This is a genomic window from Pseudoalteromonas fenneropenaei, assembly GCF_042643375.1.
Lineage (GTDB): Bacteria > Pseudomonadota > Gammaproteobacteria > Enterobacterales > Alteromonadaceae > Pseudoalteromonas > Pseudoalteromonas fenneropenaei.
The window spans coordinates 15482-35259 of record NZ_JBHRSD010000029.1 but is presented as its reverse complement, the minus strand read 5'-3'; the positions used below and the strand labels follow the sequence as shown (position 1 = coordinate 35259).

Genomic DNA, 19778 nt, shown 5'->3' with positions numbered 1-19778 from the left:
TTAAGACCCTAATCAATTAACACTAAACCAATGTCGCGCGGCTGCTACATCTTGCTCAATTTGAGCAATTAGCTGCGCTAAACTTGAAAACTTTTGTTCATCGCGAAGCTTATTAACCAGCTCCACCTGAATAAACTGACCGTAAATGTCGTTATTAAAATCGAAAATATGAACTTCCAACAAGGCTTTGGTGCCATTTAATGTTGGTTTGGTGCCAATATTGGCAACCCCTTGAAAATATTGGCCTGCAATATTCACACGCACCGCAAAAACGCCCTGCACAGGGCTTACAGCACGCTTTAAAGCAATATTTGCGGTACGAAAACCCAGTTCTCGACCTTTCTTCCAGCCGTGGATCACCCGCCCAGCAATACTATAATTGTGACCCAACATCGCATTTGCACGTTCAATGTCACCAAATGATAGCGCTTCACGGATAAGTGTACTACTGACACGAATATCAAGTTGACGATAGCTGGCGGTACTTTTTACTGTCATGCCAAGCGGCTCTCCGAGCTGCTGCAATAACGCAAAATCGCCAGTACGCTTATGACCAAAACGAAAATCATCACCAACGGTGAGTGCTCGCACGCCAAGTTTATTCACCAGTACATCGGTAATGAACTCCTCTGCGGCTAAGTTTGCGAACTTCGCGTTGAAACTGACGCAGATTACCCGTTCAATACCGAACTTTTCCAGTAATACTAATTTATCACGCAAGCGAGTCAGCCGTGCGGGGGCTTTGTCTTTGGCAAAAAACTCTTGTGGCTGGGGTTCAAACAGCATCACCGTACTTGGCAAACCAAGTTGTCCAGCATCACGTTGTAACCCAGCTAAAACAGCAGCATGACCCAAATGCACACCGTCAAAGTTCCCTATCGTCAACACACAGCCATGGTGCGCTGCACGAATATTGTGGATCCCTCTGATCAGTTGCATTGATACCCTACTTGCTTGCATTAAAGTCACTAAAGTGCTCGATTATACCCAAGTTATGCGCGTTTGCACACACGCTAGTGGTCAGAAATTGCAACCTCTTTAATGGTGCGAAAACGTATTCCCAACGCCCATAAAATTACAAAATAACTGGCCCCAGCGAGTGCCAGCAAACCACATAGCAACACGCTCTGATGCCAAAACGACCAATCACGCCACGCGAATTGCATTGCGCACCAATAAGTAACCGCTGCCATAACGACACTGGCAAATACACATTTAGCAGTAAAGCCAAGCGTAAAACGGGACACTTGGTACACCCCTTGTGCACTTAAATGCCGATACAACAGCCACGCATTGCAACTGGCCGACAGCGAAGTAGCCAACGCAAGCCCGATATAACCCATAAACGGCGCCAGCATTACATTGAAGCCCATATTCAAAACCAGCGCAATAATACCAATCCGTACTGGGGTTTTGGTGTCTTGACGGGCATAAAAACCAGGCGCCAGCACTTTTATCAACATAAAGCTGGCAAGCCCAACCGCGTAAGCCATCACCCCGTATGTCACCGCTTGGACGTGATCAATTTGACTGTCGCTAAACGCGCCATGATCAAATAGCACTGTAATAATCAGTGGTGCAATCACTGCCAAGCCAAACATGGCAGGGATACCCAGCAGTAATACAAAGCGCACTCCCCAATCTAAGGTATGCTGAAAGTCTTGTAATTTATCGCCAGCATGAAGCTTAGAAAGTGCCGGTAAAATCACCGTTGCGATACCTATGCCAAACAATCCTAGTGGGAACTCAATTAACCTGTCTGAGTAATATAACCACGCGATTGAACCTGTGGTCAGTAATGACGCAATCACAGTATCTAACAGCAGATTGATTTGGCTGACCGATACACCGAAAATAGCGGGCAACATCAGCTTGCGTACTTTAACAATAGGCTCTGCGCGCCATGCAAAAGTGGGCTTTACAAGCATGCCTGCCTTGGCTAAAAACGGCAGTTGAAATAATAGCTGCACTACGCCGCCCACAAACACCCCTATGGCTAACGCATATGCGCTCACCGCAAATTTATCGTGCAGCAACAAGGCGCAAGCGATGATCGCAACATTAAGCAGTACTGGCGTAAAGGCGGCGACGGCAAAACGATTGTAGATATTTAGTACCGCACCACTCAGTGCGACCAAACTGATAAAAAATAAATAGGGGAAGGTTAATTTTAACATGCTGCTGGCGAGCACAAACTTTTCTGCACTTTCTCCGCCCTGCCACCAATCGATAAACCAACCTGTACCAAAGAGCGCGGCAATAACCGGAGAGCCCACCACACCTAAAAGTGTGACGCAGAGTAAAATGGTGCCCAATGTCCCAGCGGCTTGAGCAACGAATAAACGGACTTTATCATCCCCTTGTTGCTCTTTAATTTCCGCAAGCACTGGTACAAAGGCTTGCGCAAAGGCGCCTTCGGCAAATAAGCGACGTAAAAAGTTCGGAATACGATTAGCAAATAAAAATACATCAGCCGCCGCACCCGCACCCAATAAATTGGCGACAACCGCATCACGAACTAAGCCCAATACTCTTGAAATCATAGTCATGGCACTGACAATCATACCTGACCGAAACAACCCCTTTGCCACTACAATCGCTCTCCCGAAACAAAAACCGCACGATTATGCCATAGCTTTTCTAGATGACAGATGAAAAACCGCAATAAACTGAGAAATTGCACTAGGCGCCTAGTCGATGCTTTGTTACAATGCGCGCCAATAACTGCTTAAGCGGCCTTAAGGTGTTCGTGCTAAGGAGCAGTTCATGTGCCTGAGTGACTGACATTTCATTGCCAATTGGTTATACCTTTACGGCTTTTAGATGCGGCAGGTTTACTGCGTTCACTCATCCCCAGTGGTTTAGTTTGTCTAAGCGCGCAGGGTTCGATGCGCTTACCACCAGCCTGTAACTTCAAATTGTGATGGTATAGAGAGTAAGTACGCTTCAGGCCAATTAGATGAAATAGATGAGGCGCGTGTTGGTCAATTTATCGTTGACTTTCACGGTGAAAACGGGCATAGTCCTCGGCCTTTAAATTAAGCTTATTTTAAGATTGTTAGGAGCATACCTTGGCTAACATCAAGTCTGCAAAAAAACGCGCTGTAACCAGCGAAAAACGCCGCAAGCACAATGCAAGCCGTCGTTCAATGATGCGTACTTTCACTAAGAAAGTTATCGCTGCTATTCAAGCTGGTGACAAAGAAGCTGCAACTCAAGCACTAGCTGTAGCTACACCAATCCTTGATCGCTACGCGACTAAAGGTCTTATCCACAAAAACAAAGCTGCTCGTCATAAGAGCCGTTTAGTTGCTAAGATCAAAGCACTATAATTGTTTTTGTAAGACTTAAAAAACCGGCTTATGGCCGGTTTTTTACTTTCTACGTATTAGTAAGCGTTAAACTTCGCAGAATCTGCCAGATTCTTCGCAGTAATAAGTCCAAGGCCTAGTTGTATAGCCACCAGCCACTTGTGGTGTCTTTGCCGCAGGTAATGCCGCAGTATGCGCAACCAGTTTCTTTATACTTTTCTTCTTTAATTGTAATTTCATTTTTTGTTTTCCTTACATTGAGTTGTTTTCTCATGCCTTGATTGTATTGGCACACTACCAAAGTAGTACAACAAGTAAGCTTCCACAACAAAAAGCACACAAATAAAAAACAACTTAGAAACACAACTTGGTTTAGGTGATTGCTACCCGCCAAGTCAGCAAGGAAAAACTAAGGTAAGTGGAAAGAAAAACAGACTGACAATGGGGTCTAAGTCACCCCACTTGGGAGAGAATTTATGCTAATTCCAAATCTGGATAGAACTTTTTCAGCATGGCAGCAATTTTCTTCGGTGAAAAAGGTTTCACCACAAATCCTTTGGCGCCACGTTCGATAGCATCTTTAACGTTTTCGACTGTAGAATGGGCCGACACCATCACCACATTCACTTCTGGGTTAATTTCCGCCAAACGCGCGATAAGCTCTTTGCCATCGCCATCAGGCAATTCAATGTCTAAAAACACGATATCAAACAGCTTTTCTTCACAAGCTTTTATACATTGCGTCGCGGTAGATGCTTCACGGACATTGTCTATGCCCAGATGCGTCAGCGTCTGATGTAAAAAACTCCTTACCGTACCTACATCATCGACTATTAAAATTGAGATTGATTGTTCCATATTCCTTTTCCGTAGGCTGACTTAGCAAAATGAGCTATGATAGAAAGCATAGATGTATTATAGAGTCCTGCAACAAAAGGCGACAAGCTTCTCATGGCAAATCAACAAAAAAAGCAAGCGTTGCTTGGTAAAGTACCAGCTCAACAAAAATCCAAACGCCCTGTCAACAAACAACAGGCACAGCAATTACAGCGCCAAATGCAAATTCAGCGCAACAAAGAAATGACAGCTCGAGAAAACACTCAACCAGATAAAAAACTTAACGTAAAACGTTGGTCTGTGGGCTTGATAGTATTATTAGTTGCGATCATTTTTCCAAAACCCCAGCTTATTAGTTACGAGAAGTTGGGTTTAGTTGCTGAGAGCGTCTATTGGCCAGGGTTACCTGGGGTTGATCCAGTATTATTCGACTCAAACCTCCACCCAAGACCAGCTCTGGAGCGCAATACCTTGTATTTGTGCGTGAACAAGAACGACCCAGATAGCTGTCAAAAGTATAATATCGTTTCTAAACAAGGCTTTTTTGCAGCGCTGAAAAAGCTCATAATGGATTAATTTTTCTAATCCGAAAGAAAGAAAAATACTCGTTTGAAAGGTGGTCAAAGGATAATCATAATAGCGCTCCTTACTGACCACCCAAAACATGAGAAAATGCTCAACGAACTTCACTGGCTTGTAAACATCATCCTATTAGTACTAGGCTTAGGTGCGTTTTTTATCACCCAAGTCCGCCTATTGCGCGTGGCTGCCAGCGCCGCATGTGCTATGTTGTTTCTTTCTTTTACTTTTGACTTGATGAGTACCAGTGTGGTGTCTAACCTGAGCCTTATTTTGATAAATACATTTTATTTATTCAAAGTGTTCACTTATGGACCACTTAAACTAGGTGAGCACGCCTAACTATTGCATCCTCAGCCTGCTCGGCTAAAATCAGGCCATCCTTTGCTGTGTTTTCTAGGAGCTTTGTATGGCCATGACTGACGAAGAACTTTTTTTGGCATCCATGGGCGATGTGGTGCCGCTGGCAAAATCCAACATTGTCACCTTAAGTAAAGCTCAACACGACCCAAGTATTGCACAACTACAACGCCGCCTTGCCGCAGAGCAAGAGTTAGAATTCGATCCGAATTACTTATCCACTGAGTTTGTTGATTTACTCGACCCACATGATCAGCTAAGTTATAAAAAGTCTGGTGTGCAAGATGGTGTATTCAAGAACCTTCGCCTTGGTAAGTACCAAGTGGATGCGACGCTAGATTTACTTGGCCGCCCCTTTCGTGAAGCGCGTAGTGCGCTGTTTGAATTTATTCAGGACTGTCATAAGAGGAATATTCGGGTGATATTGCTGCGTCATGGCAAAGGCCTCAATAGTAAACCTTTCCCTGCAATCTTAAAAAGTTATTGCAATAAATGGTTACGAGAAATGCCGGAAATCCTCGCTTTTCATAGCGCTTTGAGTTGTCATGGCGGCTCAGGCGCCAGTTATGTGTTACTGAAAAAGAGTGACGAGAAGAAAGCTGAAAATCGCGAATTACATGCCAAGCGTTAGTTAATTTGCTTGAGACATAAATAGCAAGCGAGCCTCATCAACTCGCTTTGTATTTTATGGTTACAAGAGAGTCGTTACTCTCCTTGAACTTGCTGGCAGGTATATGAGCCCACTTCTGCCGCTTGCGCCTGAGTAAACCAAGCCGAAACCCCGAGGAGAATGACTGAAATAAGGACTACCCCAAACTTTGCACCGCCTTGACTGTTTCTCATGAGCTTACCTGACTTTTATTATTGTTGTTATGTGTAATAAGTTACTGAAAAGTTACACCCACAACAAGGTGTTTTTTTATACAGTAATTCATTTTCATTATACATAACAAACTGATTTTATTAGTATCCTTTGTTCTTATCGATAATATTAAGATAATTTTGTCCATCCTTGACGCGACGCACATTATCAACAATTTGCTCAATAGCCGTATTGAGCGAAGTCAAAGCTGCGGCATGTGGTGTCATGATAATTTTGTTGTGGTACCAAAAAGGATGTTCTGGTGGTAATGGCTCAACATTGAACACATCTAAACTCGCACCGCGCAATTGCCCATTATCCAGAGCATTCAATAAGTCCGCTTCATTTAGATGTGCGCCTCTAGCGACATTAATGATCACGGCATGCTCTTGCATTACCGAAAACAAATGGGTATTTAAAATGCCTTTCGTTTCATCCGTCAGAGGTAATAAACACACTAAATAATCACTCTGTGCCGCCATTTCCATGAGCCCAGTTGGTCCTAAATAAAGTTTCACCTGCTGCGCAGCTTTGGCAGAGCGACTCCAAGCGCTCACTCGAAATCCGTTGGCTAACAAACGTGCACTCACCGCTTGACCTAATTCGCCAAATCCTAAAATGCCGACACGGTTGTGATCATAGCTACGATTAGGCTTCCAAATTTTCTGCTGCTGTTGGGCGATGTATTGAGGCACACGCAGTTTGTGTAGTAGCACTTGTGTCAATACATATTCCGACATATCGAGCCCCAGTTGTGGGTCAACAATCCTCGCCACGGCCACTGACTCAGGTAATAACGCGAGGTTGATACTATCAACCCCAGCGCCAAAAGACTGTACCAACTTTAAATTGGGTAACTGTGCCCACAGCGCATCTGGCGCTTTCCACGCCAGTACCACTTCAACGGTAGCAAAATCATCACATTGCGGCCATAGCTGAATTTTCACATCAGGAAGCGCTACTTGAAGTTGTGCCAATAGTTTGCTGCAATCTCGGTCAGGTATACAAATCATTAGTGACATATATTTCCTCTAACAACATAGTTGCTCGCCTCAAGTGAAAAGACAAAAAATGCCATAAATCTGCAACAGGCTTGTCACACACACTCCTTACGCTGACTGCAATCAACTAGCGTGCACTGAGGTTATTATGTTGAGCGTAGATAAAGTAATTGCGGCCAACTTACCACAACTGGAAAATTCTCCAAAAATAAAAAGTTTAGTAAAAAAAGGCTTAGGTTATTTATTACATGAACAAGAGTTTGTGGCATTTGCAGACACCTATCCGCATTTACAAGGGTTAGAGTTTGTTGAACAGGTTTTGGAAGAACTAGATTTTGACGCCCGCTTTAAACCCAAACAAATAGAACATATCCCAAGCGAAGGCAAAGTGGTGATTGTTGCCAATCATCCCATAGGTTCGTTAGACGCACTGGCCTTAGTGCGCATGATTGCGCAAGTGCGCCCCGACATTAAAGTGGTCGCCAACCGTATGCTGATGACGCTCACACCAATGCACGCGCTATTGTTGCCTGTTGATAATTTATCTGGCACCAGCCGTAAGCAAGAATTAGCCAATATCCAAGCACACTTGAAAAATGACGGCGCATTACTGATTTTCCCTGCCGGTGAAGTGTCGCGCTTAAGCCCAACAGGGGTGAAAGATTGCAAATGGAATACCGGCTTTTTGCGGATGGCGAAAAAGGCCAACAGCCCTATTCTACCGATTTTAGTCAAAGCCAAAAACAGCCCGCTATTTTATGGCACTTCAATGATTTACAAACCCTTAGCCAGCTTACTGCTGGTCAAAGAAATGTTTAAGCAGCGGCAGAAGTCATTAGAGTTTGAAATTGGCGCTTGTATCCCACCTGAGTCCTACCAGTTAGGAAATTTGGCCGACAAAGAAACCGCTAACCTTATCCGTAAACAACTCTATCGTCTTGGCAGTAAAAAAACTCTACCGCTGAAAACGCAAACGCCCATCGCCGCGCCTGAGTGTCGTAAAGAACTGAAAAAGGCCATCGAAAGTTGTGAACGCCTTGGTCAAACCCAAGATGGTATGCACATTTATTTATACCAATATCAAGGCAGTTCAACTTTGTTTCGCGAATTGGGGCGTTTACGTGAAGTGGCCTTTCGCGCTGTTGGTGAAGGTAGCGGTAAACGCCGTGATAGCGATAAATACGATATGCATTACATCCATTTGTTACTGTGGGATGCCAATCAACTTGAATTGGTCGGTGCATATCGCTTTGCCAGCAGTGCCAAGATAATTAAAGAGCAAGGCCGCACTGGTTTATATACCGACTCTTTATTTAATTACAGTAAAGAGATGGAGCCTTATTTTGAGGCAGGTTTGGAGCTAGGTCGCAGTTTTGTGCAACCTAAATACTGGGGGCGCAAAAGCTTAGATTATCTCTGGTATGGCATTGGCGCATTTATAAAACGTTACCCTGAACACCGTTATTTATTTGGAGCAGTGAGCTTATCCAATGCCTTACCAGATGACGCCAAAGCATTACTGGTTTACTACTACCAACATTACTATACCAAGCTCAGTGGTTTGGCGACCCCGCATCATGAATATAAGTTATCACCACAGCAACGTGAATATTGCGAGCAAGTGTTTGTTGGCAACGATAGCAAAGAAGACTTTGCGGAGCTCAAGCATTTGCTCGGTAATTTAGGTGTGCAAGTACCCACTTTATTTAAGCAGTACACTGAGCTGTGCGAAGGCGATACCGTGAATTTTTTAAGTTTTAGTATCGACCCAAAATTTAATAACTGTATTGATGGCCTTGTGATGGTTGATTTAACCGGCATCAAAGCCAGTAAAGCCAAGCGCTACTTAGGTGAGGAACGCGCTTAGCAACGGCTTAAACACGCGCTCAAGTAATCTTCTCAATTCACTTGCAACAACCAAGCGCTGTGATCTTATCGCAGCGCTTTTTCGTATTCAGCCCATAATTGTCAAAAAGTGTTGGCGCCATTCACAGTTCTCAACAACTTATAGCAATATTTGAACGTAACTTGCGCGTTACACTAGCTGCACGCTCGACATTTAAGGAAAAAGCCATGTACACCAACCGTTTTACCCTACATCCTTTGCTTATTGCTCTGCCGCTCGCCGCGCCCCTTTTTACCCTCGCCGACGAAGCTAAGACCCTCACACCAGAACAGCATATTGAACGCGTCGAAGTAGTTTATAAACGCAGCAGTGTGACCAGTGAAATTACCGAAGACGCTGAAAAGCTGATGGCGATGCCAGGCGCCATGGGCGACCCACTGCGTGCGGCATTTGCGCTACCAGGTGTCGTTGCCGCGGGCGGCTCAATGAGTGCGCCTGCGGTGCGCGGCTCTTCACCAGATGACAACATCTTTGAAGTCGACTTTATGCCTGCAGGCTATATCTTCCATGATTTTGGCAGCTCGATTTTCAATCGCCACTTAATTCAGGATTTCCAGCTCTATTCCGCAGGTTATGGCGCCAGCTATAGCAATGTCACCGGTGCGGTGTTTGATGTGTCACTGCGTAACCCAAAATACCAGCCAATCAAAACCACCATTGACCTCACTATGTTTAATGCTGGTGTCTTTGCCGAAGGTCAAGCGACTGAAAACAGTGCATTTTACTTTTCAGCACGGAAAAGCACCTTGCCACTCTTTTTTAAAGAGGGTGAAGAGCTTGAGGATGAAGATGGCGAATTAAGCGGTATTATCGTTAACGAAGCGCCAGACGACCATGATTATCAGGGCAAATGGGTATGGGATATCAACGATAATAATACCCTATCAGTGAATTTTACCGGTGCTGAAGACTCAGCGGCGGCGGGGTTTAACGAGCGCGCAGATTTAGCACAAAAAACGCCTGAGTTTCAGGGCGATGCTCGCTTTACCAAAAAATTTAACAGCCAAAGTGTGATCTGGGACCATTACGGGCGCTCCCTGTATCTTAAAGCGGGGATTGGTGTGCTCAATAACAATGAAAAGCTCTCTTATGGCAAACGCGCAACGCTAAGCGACGGTTACTTTGAAGAGGCAGATATCCAACAGCTGAGTTTCAAAACCCACGCCAGCTATCGCTTCAATCCAGAACATAGGGTTTTAGCCGATTTCGCCTATTACGACAAAGAAACCCAATACCGTTACGATACATTCTTATATGTCTGTACTGAGCTGGATGCAGATTGCGATTTAACTAAACGTGAACGCATCACTGGGGTGCAAAGTATTGAGCACGATAGCGCCGTCGCAGCCCTCGCCCACGTTTGGACACCAAACTCAAGTTGGCAAACTGAAATTGGCGCACAATTCCATTACCTTGACTACAGCGACGAAAGCCTAGTCACGCCAAGAGTTGCGGTAGATTATTTTGTCACACCACAAAGCACCGTCAGTTTTAAAGTCGGTCGCTATAATCGTGAGCAAGATGCGGGCGACATCATGCCACAAGTAGGCAATCCTAAGCTTAAACCGCAGCAGGCTGACCATATTACCCTCGGTTTTGAACAACAATTGGCTGATGAATGGTCTTGGTCTGTGGAAACCTATTATAAAACCATGCGTGATTTACCCTTAGCCATTGCCGAAAATGCGACGGATGCAGCGCTACTTTATAGCAATGATGTGGAAGGCAAAGCCTATGGTATCGATATTTTGGTGAATAAAAACAAAACCACCAACTGGTATGGCTGGATTGCCTTAAGTGCTGCCAAAAGTGAGCGTACCGACTTGCGTCAGCAAGTGACGCGCGATTACTTTGCAGACACGCCACTGGTCTTTAATGCCGTATTACAATATGAAATTAACGAATTATGGCAAATCGGCGTTAATTTTACCGCACGCAGTGGTCAGGCTTATACGCCTATCATTGGGGTGCGGGAAAACCCGGATTTTGCAGGGCGCTTTTTGCCCGTTTACGGAGAGCCGTTCTCAAAACGTCACGATTTATACCATCGCTTAGACATTCGCGCAGAGCGCAAAACCGATTGGTTTGGCTTGGACGGCAAAGTGATCATCGAGTTGATGAACGCCTACAATCAAAAGAACACGGCCTCTATTGATTTAGATTACGACAAAGTTAAATCGGTGCAAGATCTCTATATTAAAGAAGATGAGGACGATTTTGGTCTACGCCCTTCGATTGGTTATAGTTTTAGTTTCTAACCCTTATCCCCTTGTGACTTAACGTTGCAGCGCGGTTGGCGGTGTTCACTTGCGCCTCGCTGCAACACTAAGTAATGCGGGTACAGCACACTACGGCGAACTTGCATTTTGCCCCACGAACTCGCAAGATCGCCCTTTTGCAACTCTGCTGGAGCTATTATGCCACGCGCCTGTGCCTACCATATCTTAGTTAAAACTGAAAAAGAGTGTTTGGAGATCAAAGAGAAACTCGCCAAAGGTGGAGATTTCAATAAACTCGCCAAACAATATTCAACCTGCCCTTCTCGCGAACGTGGTGGTGACTTAGGTGAGTTCAATCAAGGCGATATGGTTAAAGCGTTCGACGACGTCGTATTCAAAAAGCCCCTATTCGAAGTACATGGTCCGGTGAAAACCCAGTTTGGCTATCACTTAATTAAAACGGTATATCGAAACTAATTCATTTTTTAGATTACTTGTATCGTTTTTATCCACTTTGCACTGCAACGCTCGTTAGTTACACTGCTGGCAGTTAAAAAATACCGGAGAAATCAATGTTTACAGTAATTTTTGGCCGTGAAGGCTGCCCATTTTGTGTCCGTGCGAAAGACTTAGCAGAGCGTTTGAAAAGTGAGCGTGACGATTTTAACTATCGTTATGTTGATATTATCGCCGAAGGGATCAGCAAAGCTGATTTAGAAAAGTCCGCGGGCAAACCTTGCCCAACCGTACCACAAATCTTTTTAGACCAAACTCATATTGGCGGATTTACCGATTTTGAAGCCTACGCCAAAGCGAATTTAGGCTTATACCAATAGATTTGACTTGAACACTTAATAGCCAACTGACTAAATTTCAACCAATAACAGCAACATACAAAATAATGCTAATTTATACAAGCTTTTGTTGTTGCTTTACAGTACAATGCGCGCCTCTTTAAAATCGTTGAGGCGCATTAATGTCAGAACCAGTTACGTTTGAATCTTTGAATCTTTCTCCTGCAATTTTAAAAGCAGTTGAAGAGTTAGGATATAAGACGCCATCTGAAATCCAAGCTCAATGTATACCGTTATTGCTAGAAAGAAAGGACGTACTGGGACTAGCGCAGACGGGTACCGGAAAAACGGCAGCATTTGCTCTACCGTTATTGAATAATATCGACGCATCCGTCAAGCAGCCACAAATATTAGTGTTAACGCCAACTCGTGAGTTGGCTATCCAAGTTGCAGAGGCATTTGAATCATTTGCTAAGTTCACTAAAGGCGTAGAAGTACTCGCGCTATACGGTGGCCAAAGCTATAGCATTCAATTAAGTGCACTACGTCGTGGTGCACAGATCATCGTGGCAACACCTGGACGCTTGATTGACCATATCAACCGTAAGACCATCAATTTATCGGGTCTGAGCGCTTTGGTATTGGACGAAGCGGACGAAATGCTACGTATGGGCTTTATTGAAGATGTTGAAAACATCATGGAACAAACGCCAGAAGACAAGCAAACATGTTTGTTCTCTGCAACCATGCCAAAACAAATTCAGTCAATCTGTTCAAAGTATCTCGATAATGCTGAACAGGTACGTATTTCGCCACGTAATTCAACTGTTGCGACTGTTGAACAAGTTTATTGGCAGGCGGATGTACACAAAAACAAAGCTATCGTACGTTTCTTAGAAGCCGAAGAATATGATGGCGCTATCGTGTTCGTTAGAACACGTAACGACACCGTACAACTTGCTGAACTATTGGAACATGAAGGCTTTAACGCTGCACCATTAAACGGTGACATGAACCAACAAGCTCGTGAGCGTACTATTGAGCGTTTGAAAGCAGGTTTAGTTGATATCGTCATCGCAACAGACGTTGCGGCACGTGGTTTGGACGTTGACCGTTTAAGCCTAGTAATTAATTACGATATTCCACAAGACTGTGAAGCTTATGTTCACCGTATTGGTCGTACAGGCCGTGCGGGTCGTAGCGGTAAAGCAATTTTGTTCGTGAAGAACTCTGAGCGTTACTTGTTAAAGAACATTGTTCGCCACACTAAATCGGATATCGCTCAAGTTGATTTACCATCAGCTAAAGTGGTTGAGACTAAGCGTAAGCAAGCGCTGCAAACTAAGTTAGCAGCTGCACTTGAGCACAAAGACATTGAGTTCTTCAATGGCGTTGCGGCTGAGCTTGCACAAAATCTTGAGCTCGATATCACTGATTTAGCTGGTGCGCTGTTATGTCTTGCACAGCACGCTACTCCTTTGAAAGTAGAAGAACTTAGCGTGAAGCGTGAGCGTAGCCGTGAAGGTCGTGAGCGTGGTGAGCGTGGTGAGCGCAGCGAGCGTCGTGAAGGACGAGAAGGCCGCGAGCGTGGTGAACGCCGTGAACGTGGCGACCGTGCTGAACGCGGTGAGCGTAGCGAGCGCGCAGAACGTCGTCCACGTAACAGCGATACACCAATGGATACTTACCGTATCGAAATTGGTCGCGAGCACGGCATTCAAGTTAAAAACATCGTTGGTGCGATTGCTAACGAAGCAGACATTTCAAGCAAGTTTATCGGTGATATCCGTTTGTTTGATGAACACAGTACCGTTCAGTTACCACAAGATATGCCAGCAGACATGCTAGCGCATTTCCAAAATGTGATGGTATGTCAACGCCCAATGCGTATGACTAAGAGCACTCACCCAGCAGACAGCGGTGATGCGAAGCGTAGCTTTAAAGCTCCGCGTGGTGAAGGCCGTGGCGAAGGTCGTAACGAATCTCGTAACGAATCTCGTAGCGAGTCTCGCGGTGCACGTGGTTCACGCGATGATCGTGGCGCACGTCCAGAGAAACGTGTTCGTAAAGAGCGTCGTTCAGTAAGCTTTAGCTAAGCTTCAAGCTTTAGTCGAATAAATAAAAACCCAAGCAATCGCTTGGGTTTTTTTATTGCTAAAGCAGAGTGGTATTAGTTATTGTAAAGTGGCGACCAAGCACATGTCTTACGGCCGTTCTTTTCAAAGTAGAAGTTGTTACAGTTGCTGTCGTAGTTGCTATTGCCGACATCAACACGATAGCCGCTGATGTATTGATTCTGCAACGTCACGAAATAACCGTTATAGAGCAATGAGAAATGTACGTGCGGACCGCTAGATTGACCACCTTGGCAGAGTGCTTGATTGAGGTTATTCGCATAACGACCGATCCACGCCCCACCGTTAACGTATGCATTCGTATTATATTGCAGTGAATCCATATGATAGTACTGAGTTGCATAACCACTAGAATGTGTAATACGCATGTTGCAAGATGAGTAGCGTGTTACTGTACCACTGTGCGACGCTTGTACCCAAGGCGTGTTACTTCCCCACCCACCTGAACCATTGTTAAAATCAAGCGATGAATAAGGGTAGCCAGAGCCGGTATTGGAGTGCGCACCGCCGCTATACCAGTAATTGCCGTAAGGCCAAGGTAGCGACATGCTAAAGCTCGCAAAATTATTGACCGCTTGCTCAGCCACTAAGCCTTCAGCTTGCATTTTTTGCGGATCTCGCAGCAATGTTTGTTGTTGTTTAGCAAAATGTAGTTGGTATTGGGTGACAACGTCTGCCAGCGATGTATCAGTGTGTCCATGATTTAGCAAACTTTGCACTGCCACCGTCGCAGCGGTATGTTGAAACCGTGCAGCAAGACCTTTACTAGTAGGTTTTTTCAGCTGCTCAGCAAACTCTCGGTAAGCGTAAAAACGTTGATAGAGTAATGCCGCTACATCTTCAACTTGCGCAGCAAAACCACTTGCCTCAGACAAATCGCCAAAGGGTGCGGCTAGTTTCTCTTCGCTGAAATCAGACAGCAAGCCGGAGCCAACTTCCATTAAAGTCAGTAGTAAATGCGGGTTAATGCTGTAGTGACCAGCAAAGTTCATGATCACTTGTTGCTGCTCGAGCGTAAATGGTGCGCTGCCAGCTAATTCTTGCTGCCAATCTAACCCTTGTAGCTGATTATTAAACACGAACTGATCAGAATCTAATTGCAGCAAGCTGCTTAGTTTTAATTCTGCCACAGCGTTATCGTTAAATTGGAATCCTGCGTAATGGCTATGCTGGCCTTCAGCTAAAGCTGCGCTGGAGAGTACACTAGCAGCAAAGAGTAGCGGTGTAACTTTGTTCATTATTTTTTCCTTACATGTTGTGATATGACAGTTACCACGGCAAAGCTCAGTTTGTGGCAACTAATAATAGCTATATCGCATCACGCTCAAAATGTGAACAAAGTGTAATATTAATGAAAAATAAAAAGATCTAACTTTGTACAGTATCGTTTACAGAAACAGAAAGGGACAAAAATGGCCCTGTTAAGGGCCATTGCCGAAAGGAATTATTTAGCTGGGTAGACGTAACTTGCTTGTAAGCCTAAGTCGATACCAAGGGCCCAATAACCGAGCAAGAATAAAGTCCATCCAATTAAGAAGGCGATTGAATAAGGCAGCATTAACGCGATCAGCGTGCCAATACCTGTGTTTTTCACATATTTTTGGCAGTACACCACCACTAATGGGAAGTAAGGCATCAGCGGCGTAATAATGTTAGAACCAGAATCCCCCACTCGATACGCTGCCTGAGTTAGATCAGGTGAGATCCCAAGTTGCATTAGCATAGGAACAAAAATGGGTCCGAGTAGTGCCCATTTTGCAGACGCTGAACCAACAAACAAGTTCACAAATGCGGTTAGGAAAATGATCCCCACAATAGTTACCGCACTCGGTAAAGCTAATGCTTTCAGCACTTCGGCGCCTTCGATGGCAAGCAATGCACCAAGGTTAGACTGAGCAAACGCAGCAATAAATAAGGCGCAGAAAAAGGCCATAACGATGTAGTACGCCATGCTAGACATTGACTTACTCATGGCGTCTATCATGTCTTTACTACTCTTGAAGGTGCCAACCATAAAACCAAATACAGCACCTGGGATCCAAAATAGTAAGAAGATCAAAGGAACAATTGATTGCATCAAAGGGGCTTTAAAATCAGATAATTCACCATTTGGGCTACGTAGTGGTGAATCTGCTGGACTTGCCGCCAAATAGAGCAGCACTAAACCGGCTATCATCACGGCGCTTGCAACAAAAAATGCACGGCGCTCTTTACCAGTGATCTCTGAGAAACTGGGTAATGATTGCGTATCGCCATCGACTGGTGACTGTTTTAAGCGCGGCTCAATGATTTTATCTGTGATATACCAACCCAATAGCACAATAAATAAGCTTGAGGCTGAGGTGAAATACCAATTATTTAATGGGTTAATGGCAATCTCAGGGTCGATGATCTGTGCCGCACTTTGGGTAAAGCTTTGTAGTAAAGGGTCAATACCGGATGGGATAAAATTGGCACTAAAACCACCGCTGACACCGGCAAACGCGGCTGCAATACCCGCCAATGGATGTCGGCCCATAGCATAGAAAATCACCCCAGCCAGTGGGATCACTAATACATAGCCGGCATCAGTCGCAGTATGGCTGACTATAGCAATTAAGATAATTGAAGGTGTTAATAAAGCTTGAGGGGTACGCTTTAACATCAGCTTTAAACCCGCATTAATATAGCCGGAGTGTTCAGCAACACCAACCCCAAGCATGGCGACCAGCACCACGCCGAGTGGCGCAAAACCGGTAAAGGTTTTTACCATGCCAGCTAAAAACCCAGCCATACTGTCACCATTTAACAGATTGTGTACCACAATCCCTTGGCCTGTACGCGGGTCAATCGCATCAAAACTGAACGAAGAAAATATCCAAGACAAGAACCAAATTAAGATCATTGCCATTAAAAAGATAATGGCCGGATCTGGCAATTTATTCCCTACCCGCTCAATACCATTTAGAAAACGGGCCAATACACCCGAACCATAATCTGTGTTTTGCTGCCCAGTCTGGCTTTCCTGGCTCATAGCAACCTCAATGAAAAATTAAACAGTTAACCTTAACTTAATGTTTCATCATGACGCAAGCGCACGTTCCCTTTTTGGTGCACGAATGCTGGATTTTTCAGCAAAATATAAGCATATATCACCAAACTATTTGGCATCGCGGGTAGACGGCTAGTAAGTGAATCCCCATGAGTATCATAAACTATATGATTGGAGTGAACGAACATAGTAACACCGCTGCAGCTTTAGGTAGGGTATAAAAGCAATGATACTAAAGTTTGTCGTATCTCAAGTCCCTGCTATTTTTTATCAGTACACTTACGCCAACGATAGAATTATCAGCACCAATTTTGGTAAGAGATATGATAGACATTGATGATAGAATCCTCTCGGATGTTAAGCATGGCTTTAACATTCCACCTAAACCTGAATTGTTGAGCGCGCTGCAAACTGAGTTAAAAAGCCCAGAGCCCGACCTCAATCAAGTTGCCAAACTTATCGCGAGTGACGTTGCGACTGCCGCCGCAGTCTTAAAAGTTATCAATTCTCCCAGTTACGGTTTAGCCCGAACTATTACCGATATTCGCCAAGCTGTGATGTTTTTAGGCCTAAGTAGTATCGCTAAGCTAGTTACGGGGTTTTTAATTAAACAAGCTTTTGATCAGAAAAAGTGCTGCATTAAACTTGAGAGATTTTGGGATACGGCGAGTGATATAGCCAATGTCGCAACCTTGATTGGCCAGAAGCTCAAATCTAAAGTACCGATTGAAAACTTACACTTGCTGGGATTGTTCCATGACGCTGGGATCCCTGCAATGGCGCTCAACTACCCTGATTATATTAAAGTGTTAAGCGCAGCTAATCGCAACTACGACACCTTATTAGTTGCCCATGAAGAAATGCATTACCGTACCAATCATGCAGTGGTTGGCTATTACCTCGCCAGTCAATGGCATTTGCCAAAAGCGACATGCCAACTGATTTTACGTCATCATGATGCCACTCTTTTTGAAGAAACCATGGAGCAAGAACACTTGCTGACTTTTGCAGCGCTGAAAATGGCAGAAAACATAGTCCATAGTCATAAACGTTTTGTCGCAGCACCAGATTGGCCGTTTATGAAGGCGCAAGTACTCTTAGCACTGGAGCTAGACGAGGACGATTATCAAGATATTAAAGATGATGCAGAGGAACTGTTGATGGTGTAATGATACACATCAAGTACGAAAGTTAAGTTGCATCTGCTGCTATTTTGTGTACAAAATGCGTTATCGTGCATCTTAACTTATTAAAACTATGACATTTTATTTAGTTGCAACGCTCCTAGCCACCTTAGTGGGGGCGTTAGTATTCATACCTAAACTACAGCCTTGGGTGATGCGGCAACAACAAGGAGTGAATTTTGTATTGACGCTGTTGGCAACCCTCATCGGGGTGTTGCTGGCCATAGCAGCGGCAGAATATGAAAATGAGCGTAAAGAGCGCGAAGACTTACAAAAAATGCTCCGCAGTGCCGTCAATTCACTTGCCTCATCAAGTAATTACACTGAGCATTTAATGCACTACGCAAATACACTAGAACCGGAACAACAAACCCAGTTAATTGCAAAAAACCCTCCGCCAAGCGCTGATTTTTTGAAAGCCATTATTTATCAACCACAGATCAGCAAAAATATGTCTGAACAATCGCTTTCTGATCTCACTGAATTGTTAACTAATTTGGAGCGTTCACAAACTAAGAATTATGCTATATATCTTGGCTTTTTAACCCAAGCAGTGAAAACTTTAGAAGTCGAAATACAATATCAAAGTGGCGAAATCTCGGCCTTTGAGCTTGCCGATGAGCTCAAAAAGTTTGAATATATTCCTGCTGCTTTACCAGAGAACTAACCAAAAAAAGTGCGCTATGATCAGTTTTGATGATGGTGCTAGTTGCAGTTGAATTATTTCATTTATCGCAAAAGTGAGACAAACAACAAAATAATAACTAAGCTTAAATAACGACTAAGCAGTAACAGACTTGTAAATTATGGTATTAAGGTTGTTGATAGGCTCTTGGTTTTTGTCTTGCCCTACGCTATGCCTGGCACACCTGAGCGAACCACTCCAAGTTTACACCGAACACTTTGCTCCCTATCAAATAGTTCATCCATCAGGAAACGTGGGAGGGGTAGCCACTCAAAAAGTTAAAGCGCTGATAAAAATGGCGCACCTATCCGCCAACATTCATGTATTGCCTTGGTATCGCAGCCAACAGATAGTGGAACAAACTCCCAACACCTTAATTTATTCTTTAGTTCGTACGCCAGAACGGGAGTCGCAGTTTATTTGGCTACTGCCACTGTGTCGGCTCGACATTTCTTTTTATCGCCTTAAATCCCGTACCGACATCCATATCAACACGCTCAGCGATGCTCGCCGTTATGTCGTTGCAGTGGCGTCAGGACAACCCTCAGAGGCGTTTTTACGCCAACATGATTTTAGTAGTGAAGACAACTTAGTGCCTTTAACGAGTCTTGAACAAAGTGCTGGCATGATGGAAAAGTCCAGAGTGGATTTGGTCTTTGGTGCATCCCAGTTTTTAGAAAATCTCGTGTCGCAAAACCAAGCGCAAAATGAATGGATCAAAGTATTAACCGTTAACGAGTTAAGCAAACAAACCTATTTAGCCGCCAACAAAGACAGTCGCGGGGATGTGCTCAATGCCTTACAGGCTGCAGTCCAGCTGTTCGTTGAGTCTGAGCCCAACGATACAGAATGCAGCACAACTGAGCAACCTTAA

20 protein-coding genes are annotated in these 19778 nt (G+C 44.4%); 12 read left to right on the top strand and 8 right to left on the bottom strand.

Going from position 1 to position 19778, the window contains the following annotated elements:
- Positions 1–12: 12 nt before the first annotated feature.
- Entirely contained in the window at positions 13–939 is a 927-nt protein-coding gene (ribF, locus tag ACFOEE_RS15355) for a bifunctional riboflavin kinase/FAD synthetase (protein WP_377126156.1), read from the bottom strand.
- A gap of 74 nt (positions 940–1013) precedes the next feature.
- Positions 1014–2591 (bottom strand): murein biosynthesis integral membrane protein MurJ, encoded by a 1578-nt coding sequence (gene murJ / locus ACFOEE_RS15350; protein WP_377126153.1) that lies wholly within the window; start codon positions 2589–2591, stop codon positions 1014–1016.
- 480 nt (positions 2592–3071) lie between these two features.
- On the opposite strand from murJ, the gene rpsT reads away from it, so the two are divergent.
- Positions 3072–3332 (top strand): 30S ribosomal protein S20, encoded by a 261-nt coding sequence (gene rpsT, locus ACFOEE_RS15345; protein ID WP_377126151.1) that lies wholly within the window; start codon positions 3072–3074, stop codon positions 3330–3332.
- Between the two features lie 66 nt (positions 3333–3398).
- Here the strand turns inward: rpsT and ACFOEE_RS15340 are convergent, their stop codons facing one another.
- Together ACFOEE_RS15340 and ACFOEE_RS15335 are read right to left on the bottom strand one after the other, a co-directional pair.
- On the bottom strand, positions 3399–3551 hold the full coding sequence (locus tag ACFOEE_RS15340; RefSeq protein ID WP_377126148.1) for a hypothetical protein: 153 nt from the start codon (positions 3549–3551) through the stop codon (positions 3399–3401).
- Positions 3552–3785: 234 nt separating this feature from the next.
- Positions 3786–4169 carry a response regulator gene (locus ACFOEE_RS15335; RefSeq protein WP_377126145.1) on the bottom strand — a complete coding sequence of 128 codons (384 nt, stop codon included), beginning with the start codon at positions 4167–4169 and terminating at the stop codon, positions 3786–3788.
- Between the two features lie 93 nt (positions 4170–4262).
- Between ACFOEE_RS15335 and ACFOEE_RS15330 the strand changes: the two genes are divergently transcribed.
- The 3 genes from ACFOEE_RS15330 (at position 4263) to smrA (ending at position 5718) form a co-directional block, all read left to right on the top strand.
- Entirely contained in the window at positions 4263–4724 is a 462-nt protein-coding gene (locus ACFOEE_RS15330) for a hypothetical protein (RefSeq protein WP_377126143.1), read from the top strand.
- Between the two features lie 96 nt (positions 4725–4820).
- Positions 4821–5069 carry a hypothetical protein gene (locus ACFOEE_RS15325; RefSeq protein ID WP_377126140.1) on the top strand — a complete coding sequence of 83 codons (249 nt, stop codon included), beginning with the start codon at positions 4821–4823 and terminating at the stop codon, positions 5067–5069.
- A gap of 67 nt (positions 5070–5136) precedes the next feature.
- A complete protein-coding gene (gene smrA / locus ACFOEE_RS15320; RefSeq protein ID WP_377126137.1) occupies positions 5137–5718 on the top strand; it encodes a DNA endonuclease SmrA in 582 nt (193 codons plus the stop codon).
- A gap of 74 nt (positions 5719–5792) precedes the next feature.
- Here the strand turns inward: smrA and ACFOEE_RS15315 are convergent, their stop codons facing one another.
- Together ACFOEE_RS15315 and ACFOEE_RS15310 are read right to left on the bottom strand one after the other, a co-directional pair.
- On the bottom strand, positions 5793–5930 hold the full coding sequence (locus tag ACFOEE_RS15315) for a hypothetical protein (RefSeq protein ID WP_377126134.1): 138 nt from the start codon (positions 5928–5930) through the stop codon (positions 5793–5795).
- 120 nt (positions 5931–6050) lie between these two features.
- Complete coding sequence (locus ACFOEE_RS15310) at positions 6051–6971, bottom strand: 2-hydroxyacid dehydrogenase (protein WP_377126131.1); 921 nt, start codon at positions 6969–6971, stop codon at positions 6051–6053.
- Positions 6972–7098: 127 nt separating this feature from the next.
- Between ACFOEE_RS15310 and ACFOEE_RS15305 the strand changes: the two genes are divergently transcribed.
- From ACFOEE_RS15305 to ACFOEE_RS15285, 5 genes are all read left to right on the top strand, one after another.
- The gene (locus tag ACFOEE_RS15305) at positions 7099–8817 is read left to right on the top strand and encodes a lysophospholipid acyltransferase family protein (RefSeq protein WP_377126128.1); all 1719 of its coding nucleotides are present in this window, start codon (positions 7099–7101) and stop codon (positions 8815–8817) included.
- A 206-nt stretch (positions 8818–9023) separates the two neighbouring features.
- Positions 9024–11114: a TonB-dependent receptor plug domain-containing protein gene (locus ACFOEE_RS15300; protein WP_377126125.1), complete on the top strand. Its 2091-nt coding sequence runs from the start codon at positions 9024–9026 to the stop codon at positions 11112–11114.
- 159 nt (positions 11115–11273) lie between these two features.
- Entirely contained in the window at positions 11274–11552 is a 279-nt protein-coding gene (locus ACFOEE_RS15295) for a peptidylprolyl isomerase (protein WP_377126122.1), read from the top strand.
- 95 nt (positions 11553–11647) lie between these two features.
- Positions 11648–11911 (top strand): GrxA family glutaredoxin, encoded by a 264-nt coding sequence (locus ACFOEE_RS15290; protein ID WP_377126119.1) that lies wholly within the window; start codon positions 11648–11650, stop codon positions 11909–11911.
- A 140-nt stretch (positions 11912–12051) separates the two neighbouring features.
- The gene (locus ACFOEE_RS15285) at positions 12052–13965 is read left to right on the top strand and encodes a DEAD/DEAH box helicase (RefSeq protein WP_377126116.1); all 1914 of its coding nucleotides are present in this window, start codon (positions 12052–12054) and stop codon (positions 13963–13965) included.
- Positions 13966–14039: 74 nt separating this feature from the next.
- Here the strand turns inward: ACFOEE_RS15285 and ACFOEE_RS15280 are convergent, their stop codons facing one another.
- Both ACFOEE_RS15280 and ACFOEE_RS15275 read right to left on the bottom strand, forming a co-directional pair.
- Positions 14040–15242: a M23 family metallopeptidase gene (locus ACFOEE_RS15280; protein ID WP_377126113.1), complete on the bottom strand. Its 1203-nt coding sequence runs from the start codon at positions 15240–15242 to the stop codon at positions 14040–14042.
- 206 nt (positions 15243–15448) lie between these two features.
- Complete coding sequence (locus ACFOEE_RS15275) at positions 15449–17017, bottom strand: AbgT family transporter (protein WP_377126110.1); 1569 nt, start codon at positions 17015–17017, stop codon at positions 15449–15451.
- Between the two features lie 341 nt (positions 17018–17358).
- Here ACFOEE_RS15275 and ACFOEE_RS15270 point away from each other — a divergent pair, with 341 nt between their 5' ends.
- From ACFOEE_RS15270 to ACFOEE_RS15260, 3 genes are all read left to right on the top strand, one after another.
- Entirely contained in the window at positions 17359–18204 is an 846-nt protein-coding gene (locus ACFOEE_RS15270) for an HDOD domain-containing protein (protein WP_377126109.1), read from the top strand.
- An 88-nt stretch (positions 18205–18292) separates the two neighbouring features.
- A complete protein-coding gene (locus ACFOEE_RS15265) occupies positions 18293–18886 on the top strand; it encodes a hypothetical protein (protein WP_377126106.1) in 594 nt (197 codons plus the stop codon).
- A 313-nt stretch (positions 18887–19199) separates the two neighbouring features.
- Positions 19200–19778, top strand: a complete 579-nt coding sequence (locus ACFOEE_RS15260; RefSeq protein WP_377126103.1) for a substrate-binding periplasmic protein — start codon at positions 19200–19202, stop codon at positions 19776–19778.